Source organism: Myxococcus dinghuensis (assembly GCF_024198235.1).
Taxonomy (GTDB): domain Bacteria; phylum Myxococcota; class Myxococcia; order Myxococcales; family Myxococcaceae; genus Myxococcus; species Myxococcus dinghuensis.
Genome location: NZ_JAKCFB010000088.1, coordinates 1 through 6,360, shown reverse-complemented (window position 1 = coordinate 6,360; position 6,360 = coordinate 1). Strand labels below are relative to the sequence as shown.

The 6,360-nt window shown below is 66.4% G+C and carries 6 protein-coding genes, 4 tRNA genes and 1 pseudogene; 7 read left to right on the top strand and 4 right to left on the bottom strand.

Annotation, left to right across the window (positions count from 1 at the left end; translation table 11 throughout):
* Nucleotides 1–329: 329 nt before the first annotated feature.
* The 3 genes from LZ198_RS42355 (at nt 330) to LZ198_RS42345 (ending at nt 2,701) form a co-directional block, all read left to right on the top strand.
* Nucleotides 330–1,643 carry a Tox-REase-5 domain-containing protein gene (locus LZ198_RS42355; RefSeq protein WP_253977865.1) on the top strand — a complete coding sequence of 438 codons (1,314 nt, stop codon included), beginning with the start codon at nt 330–332 and terminating at the stop codon, nt 1,641–1,643.
* Nucleotides 1,644–1,654: 11 nt separating this feature from the next.
* A complete protein-coding gene (locus LZ198_RS42350) occupies nt 1,655–2,377 on the top strand; it encodes an immunity 52 family protein (RefSeq protein WP_253977864.1) in 723 nt (240 codons plus the stop codon).
* 253 nt (nt 2,378–2,630) lie between these two features.
* A tRNA-Ala gene (locus LZ198_RS42345) sits at nt 2,631–2,701 on the top strand.
* A gap of 6 nt (nt 2,702–2,707) precedes the next feature.
* Here LZ198_RS42345 and LZ198_RS42340 read toward each other — a convergent pair.
* On the bottom strand, nt 2,708–3,097 hold the full coding sequence (locus LZ198_RS42340; protein ID WP_253977863.1) for a VOC family protein: 390 nt from the start codon (nt 3,095–3,097) through the stop codon (nt 2,708–2,710).
* An 81-nt stretch (nt 3,098–3,178) separates the two neighbouring features.
* Nucleotides 3,179–3,970, bottom strand: coding sequence for a helix-turn-helix domain-containing protein (locus LZ198_RS42335; RefSeq protein WP_253977862.1), 792 nt, complete (start codon nt 3,968–3,970; stop codon nt 3,179–3,181).
* A gap of 145 nt (nt 3,971–4,115) precedes the next feature.
* On the opposite strand from LZ198_RS42335, the gene LZ198_RS42330 reads away from it, so the two are divergent.
* From LZ198_RS42330 to LZ198_RS42315, 4 genes are all read left to right on the top strand, one after another.
* Nucleotides 4,116–4,274: a hypothetical protein gene (locus LZ198_RS42330; protein WP_253977861.1), complete on the top strand. Its 159-nt coding sequence runs from the start codon at nt 4,116–4,118 to the stop codon at nt 4,272–4,274.
* Nucleotides 4,275–4,387: 113 nt separating this feature from the next.
* Nucleotides 4,388–4,462: transfer RNA gene (locus LZ198_RS42325), tRNA-Glu, on the top strand.
* A gap of 26 nt (nt 4,463–4,488) precedes the next feature.
* A tRNA-Glu gene (locus LZ198_RS42320) sits at nt 4,489–4,561 on the top strand.
* A 20-nt stretch (nt 4,562–4,581) separates the two neighbouring features.
* Nucleotides 4,582–4,656, top strand: a tRNA-Arg gene (locus LZ198_RS42315).
* Nucleotides 4,657–4,672: 16 nt separating this feature from the next.
* On the opposite strand, the pseudogene LZ198_RS42310 reads toward LZ198_RS42315, so the two are convergent.
* Nucleotides 4,673–5,644, bottom strand: a pseudogene (locus tag LZ198_RS42310) (tyrosine-type recombinase/integrase); the annotation flags it as partial.
* A gap of 26 nt (nt 5,645–5,670) precedes the next feature.
* Nucleotides 5,671–6,360: IS3 family transposase (locus LZ198_RS42305; RefSeq protein WP_253977860.1), on the bottom strand; the 690-nt coding region annotated here is incomplete at its 5' end.

Genomic DNA, 6,360 nt, shown 5'->3' with positions numbered 1-6,360 from the left:
GCTGCTGTTCCCCACGGCGGAAGGGACGTTGCGCCCGGGGGCCTTCGCCTCGGTGGGGCTGGGGGTGGACAATGCGCGCTAACGCCCTGCTCTTGGCCGTGGCGTTGCTGGCCACTGGATGCGCCTCGATGACGCCAGCCTCGGGTCGTCGGGGGCTGGTGCGCCACCTGCCGGGCGTTGCTCGTGGGGAGCTGCCGCGCGACCCTCGACTTCTGGGGCAGCTCCATGCGCTGGCCGGGTCTGCGGACGGCGACCGGAATCGTCACCACCAAACGTTTCGCTCGGACACGTCGAACAGCGCCACGGGCGGGAGCGTCCGGAACGGGGACGTGTGGGAAGAACTGCTGACGAACGCCGGGCTGGAGGACCGGGACGAGCGACCGATTCCAGGCGCCTCGCTCACGCCTGCACAGGCCGCGCGATTGATGTCGGAGCTGATGCGCAAGCCCGTGACGCTGGGCCAGTTCCCCTCGCGGCTCGCGGTGGGCCGTGTGCTTCGCGTCGTGCTGGAGCGCGGGGAACTGTCGCGGCCTGAGTTGGTGCGCCAGGTCGAGCGCTTCTCTCAACTGGCGGTGCTCCGTCCTGACGGCTGCATGGCGTGGGTACTGAGTGGGAGGACGCAGCAGCGAGTCGCGCCCGTCGAGTGGAAGGACGGTGCCTTCCGCGCGCACCGCTTCGAACTGGGGCGCTTCTACACGGCGCACTCGGGCGTCTACCGGCTGCTGGATGACGAGCTGCGGGAAGTGGATGGGCGCCCGGTGGCGGAGGTCTACGACGACGCGGATTACGTGGGCCGCGCGTTGGATGGGGCCGAGTCGGCGGTCGTGAAGCTGGCGCTCTCCATCGGCCACTTCTTCACGTACCCGCTGGACAGCATCGCCTCCCTGAAGAACCTGCCTGCGGGCGTGGCCGCGCTTATCGAGTCGTCGCCGGCCTACTTCGAGCGCTTCCGCTACATGACGCGCGGGGAGCAAATCGAGGCGGTCGCCGAGCTGACGACGAACCTGCTCGTCACGACTGGGACGGCCGGCGCCACGACACGAACGGTGACGGGAGCACTGGCGGGAGCGGAGGCCACTGTGCCCGCGCTGGCTCTATCCGCCCAGGGGGCCCTGACCATCGAACGTGTGGCGGTGCCCGTGGGGCGCGCGGCGGCGGTACTCGGGGGCGGTCCTGGTGCGGCCATCATCCTTCATCGGGCCAGCGTGGCGGCAACAGGCGCGGGGCCTGCGGAGGGGCCGGGACAATGGGCGCCAGCCAACGAGTCCATGTCTCCTCGTGCGCGACGATACCAGGAACAGATCACCGGACACTCGGCGGACGATGCATACTGGGTGGGAGGGACCAGTACGAAGACTGGAGGCGTGAAGTTCGATGGCTTCGAGAAGGGCGTACTGCTGGATGCCAAGGGACCGGGCTATGCGAACAAGTTTCTCGACAACCTCAAGCCGAAGGTCTGGTTCGAGAAGTCGGGTGCGAAGGCCCTCGTTGAGCAGGCGCAGAGGCAATTGGCCAAAGCCCCAGCGAGTGTTCCGATTCGTTGGCATATCGCGGAGCAGAAGACGGCAGAAGCCATTCGAGAACTACTGAGAGGCAAGGGCATTACGGAAATTGAGGTTGTCTTTACCCCTCCAGTGCCTTGAGGAGTTGGTGCATGGATGAAAACTTTTATGCTGGGGCGTATTGGAGGTCACGAAGAGAGTCTGCGGAGGAGTGCGCCCAGCGGGCAGCGGTGCTTTTTCGCCATCTTCCCGAGGTCGATTCTTCGCTGTCTCAGTGGTTCCGGCAGGGGAAGTCACGCAAGGATGCCCTGAAGCACCCCATCGACGTCAGTCGAACGGCGTTGGAGAACCTCATCCGACGGGGCAAGGACCGCGTTGTGGAGGAACTGGGGTTTCGCTTCAGTGCGTGGAACGGGGCAAGTGACGACGACGATGCGGTGGGCCTGGACGTGACGTGCGGTGGCTACTCCGAGAGAGTGAACAACTTCTGCTTCGTCCAGTTGCCGAACCGGGGGCTTGTCGCCGAAAGGATGTTGGCGGCCCCTGCGCTAGCTGCGCTTGTTAGGAGCATGGCCGTAGCCTGGGAGCCAGACTCAGCTGTCGCTACGTCATCGCGCCACCGGGACATGGTGACGGCGACCCCTAAGCCAGGAACATTCGTCGGTTGGGTGACGTACGTCGCTCGGCATCGCGGCATGGTGCCCCCTCTCCCCGCTCCGGTGCGTATCGAACCCGTGGAGGACAAGGGCACGCTGATTGTCCTCACCCCCGAGCGGTTCACGGCTAGCAACCCGGAGCATGTGGCGCTGGCTGAGCGGGTGCGCGAGCTGCTGGACCGAGCGGGGCTGTTGAATCCGCTCCGCGTCGAACCGTAGGAACCAGGAGGGGCCGGGCTACTTGTCGCTCGGCCCCTCTTGCCGGTGGGTTGAAGACGGTCTCCGTCAGGCCCCGCCATGTTGCACGTATGTCGCATGAACCTGCGGAACGCGCTGGAACATGGCGGGACGCCGGGGGGCTGAACGGGAGTCGAATCCGAGGTTCTCCGAGTGGAAGGCGGGGGAAGGGCGCGAATCTGCTGGGTTTGCGCACCACTCGGCTACGGGTTCGATTCCCTGTCGGAGCGCTGTTGGGATCGTGGCTCAACGGGAGAGCACCCGGATGGCATCCGGGAGGTCCGGGTTCGACTCCCGGTGGTTCCATGCGTCTCACGCGGACATGGGCGAGCAGAGCTCCACGAGCACGCCGTCCAAATCCCGTACGTAGGCCACCGTCTGGCCCCAGGGCTTCTGCTTGGGCTTCTGGGTGGGCTGGGCCCCCGCCTGGACCGCGCGCTGGAAGGCGCCCTCGACGTCCGGCGTGACGAGCGCCACCTCCACCGCGGCGGCCACGTCCTGTGGCCGCTGGAAGCGCACCGTGAGGCCGTTGAGGTCCGCCATGGACTCCGCCGCGAACGCGAGCGCCGTGGCGCCGGTCTCCATCTCCGCGTAGGTGTTGCTCTCGTGGAGGAAGCGGCGCTGGAGGCCGAAGGCCTTCTCGTAGAAGGCGACGGTGGCGGGCACGTCCGGGACGTAGAGGATGACGTAGCCGAGCTTCATGGGATGCTCCCGGGTAGGTGGTGTGGGGCCTGTCTCTCACGCGGCCGCCGGGGCGTCTTGAAGAAATCGGACAGGCGTCGTTCAGCCGACGAGCCCCGTGGGGGGCACCCCCGCCAGCTCACGGAATTCCCGGGTGAGGTGGGCCTGGTCCGCGTAGCCCCGGACGACCGCCACGTCGCTCAAGTCCGCGCCGGGCGCGCGCAGGTCGGACAGCGCTCGCTGGAACCGGAGCACCCGGGCCAGGAACTTGGGGGCGACCCCCGCTTCGTCCAGGACGTCCCGGTGCAGGGTCCGCTCGCTGACGCCGAGTGCGCGCGCGAGCACGGACATGCGCACCTGTCCGGACGTGGCGCGCAACGCCTGGAGGGCCCGCGCGGCGCGGGGGCTGGGCGCGTGGGTCGCGACCGCGCCGCGGTGGGAGAACTCCTCGGTGAGCAGCGACATGGCCTGGGCCAGGGAGGTGCTGGTCTCCAGTCGTTGGGACAGTCGACGGAAGGCGCGGTCGCACTCCTCGGCGGGGACGTTCAGCCCGCGCAGCTCCCGGGGGCTCACCCCCAGCAGCGAGAGCGCCCACCCGGGGTGCAGCCGGACGCCCAGGCTCACCTCGCCGGGACGGAGCGGGACGAGGGCGAAGCGCTCCATGGGGCCGACGAGGCTCAGTCGGGGAGCACCCCCACGCCCGATGGCGCTCGCGTCGGGGAAGTGGACGATGAGGTCCGTGCAGCCGTCCGGGAGGACGCGGTGGAAGGCGGGGCGCCCTGGCTCGAGGGGCGTCGCGGGCACCGTGAAGCACCAGAAGGCGTCCACGGCGGTCGCGAGTGCCCGCGAGGGAGGCTGCTCCCAATAGCCCCCTTTCACCCGGTCCGTCGTCATGCGCGCGCTCCCATTCCCCGCAGGATAGCGACGGGCGCTGGAGGCTTCACGTGTGAGGTGCATGCGAGCCGGCGAGGGAGCGCCCGTGTCGTCAGGAAATGTTTCAGCACGCGTCAGTCCCACGCAGAAAGGAGCGGTGACCCTGATGACGGCGAACCTGACGAGCCCGATGAATCCCAAGCACGTGAACGACACTGTCCGTGGCATCGACGCGCTTCGCGCGAACCCCGAGTCGGGCACCGCTTCTGAAGACGAGCTGCTGGAAGGAATCTCCTCCTTCCGTAGCGCGCGACCCGGTCTCTGAACCCCCGCAGCCGTCCTCGCCGACGGCGTGTGCGTGGTTCCGAGGCCGGGCTTCCCGAGAGGGGACCCGGCCTCGAGCTTTCTCCGGGTCCCCTCTCTCCCGCAGTACCTGCCGCCCCGTTCGTCTATCGGCAAAAAGGATACCGCACTCTCTATGCGGTGAGACGGGTTCGACTCCCGTACGGGGTACTTGCGTCACCTGTGTGTCTGTCTTTGCCCCGTTCGTCTATTGGCGAAGGATGTCGCACTTTCAATGCGGAGAGACGGGTTCGATTCCCGTACGGGGTACTTCGTCTGAATCATCTTCCGGTCCTGTAGCTCAGTGGATTGAGAGCGCTCGGGTGCGAACCGAGAGGCCGCAGGTTCGACTCCTGCCAGGACCACTTTCCTACTCAGTCATTACGCATGGTTGGCCACAGCCTCCGCCTGTGTCGCACGTATGTCGCATGCGGGCGCAAGCGGAAGGTCCAGCACGCGCACCGCGTGACGACGGGTGTCGGGGCTGAGGTGGGCATACCGCTCCGTCATGTCGATGGTGGCGTGCCCCATCAGCTCCTGGATGACCTTCAAGGGAACGCCCCGCATCGCGAGGTGGCTCCCGTAGGTGTGGCGCAGGTCATGCCAGCCGATGATGCCTTCCTCTCGCGTGATGTCCGCCCGGTGGAGTGAGCGCACGAGAGGCTGGTCCAACTTGCCCCGCGTGAGTGGCTTCCCATCCTCCTGGCAGAACACGTAAGGCCCACGAAGGTGTCGATGCTCCTTCAGCGCGTCCACCACCGAGGAGGGCAACTCCACCGTTCTTTCGCGTCCGCCCTTGGGGAGGTCCGTCACTCCACGCCAGATGGCGCGGCGCACATGGAGAAGACCGCGCCTCAAGTCCACGTCAGGCCACTGGAGCCCGATAAGCTCCCCCTGGCGCAGTCCCGTCTTGATGGCCACCAGCAGCACCGGCCTCCACTCCGGTTCGGCCACGGACACCAGCCGCTCGGCCTCCTCGAACGTGAGGAAGTCGAAGGACGGCTTGGGGACGTTCCTGAAGAGCTGCACGCGCGGAGCCTGCGAAATCACCTCCTGCTCCACTGCGACGCGCAACAGCTTGCTGAGCACCGTGAGGACGTTGTTGATGGTCTTCAAGCTCAGTGCCTCGGGCCCGTCCCCCTTGCGCTTGCGAACTGCTGACAGTGAAGCGGTCTCCTTCCGGACGCGCGATGCCGACTTCTTCTTTCGCATCAGGGCCTTGAAGTCCTCGATCTCCGCCAATCCGATGGTGTTCAGGGGCATCTCACCGAAGAAGGGGATGAGGTGGTCTCTCAGGACCTGTTGCTTGTGTGTGACGCTGGAGTGCTTGTTGTTGTTCTCGCTGTACTGGGCGTGACCCGGTTCCGTAGACAGGTTGGTTAAGCTGCCAGGCTGCTCGTTGCGGCCACTCGCTCAAACTCGACCGGGCTGAGGTAGCCCAAGAATGAGTGGCGACGCTTCCGGTTGTAGAACACCTCCATGTACTCGAACAACGCTCGCCTTGCTTCCTCACGTGTCTTGAAGCGGGTGGTGTAGACGAGCTCCAGCTTCAGCGTGGAAAAGAAGCTCTCGGCTACCGCGTTGTCCCAGCAGTTTCCCTTGCGCGACATGCTGCACTCGATGCCGCACTCCTCGAGCAACCGGCGGTAGTCGTCGCTGGCGTACTGACTGCCCCTGTCAGAGTGGTGCCTCTCGGGTGCGGGACGGTCGAGCAGCGCCATGTCGAGCGCGCGGAGGACGAGGCCCCTGTCGATTTTCTCGCCCATCGCCCAGCCCACCACCATGCGGCTGAAGAGGTCCAACAGCACGGCCAGGTACAACCAGCCCTCCTCAGTCCAGATGTAGGTGATGTCGCCGACCCACGTGCGGTTGGGCGTGCCGGGCTGGAAGTTCCTCTCCAGCGTGTTCGGCGCCACCGGGTGGTCGTGGGCCGAGTCGGTGGTCCGGGTCGTGTCCCTATAAGTGTGTAGTCGGCGAGGAAGGGCGAGCGGGAAAGAGGGAAGCTCCTCGGTGAAACCAAACCGAGATGGTCCTCCTTTGGCGAGGAGGCCGAGGAGTTCCCTGCCGTG

Excerpts from the sequence above, each read along its gene's own strand:
- LZ198_RS42350 (WP_253977864.1), top strand. The coding sequence starts at position 1,655 with ATGGATGAAAACTTTTATGCTGGGGCGTATTGGAGGTCACGAAGAGAG.
- LZ198_RS42340 (WP_253977863.1), bottom strand. The coding sequence starts at position 3,097 with ATGAAGCTCGGCTACGTCATCCTCTACGTCCCGGACGTGCCCGCCACC.
- LZ198_RS42335 (WP_253977862.1), bottom strand. The coding sequence starts at position 3,970 with ATGACGACGGACCGGGTGAAAGGGGGCTATTGGGAGCAGCCTCCCTCG.
- LZ198_RS42330 (WP_253977861.1), top strand. The coding sequence starts at position 4,116 with ATGACGGCGAACCTGACGAGCCCGATGAATCCCAAGCACGTGAACGAC.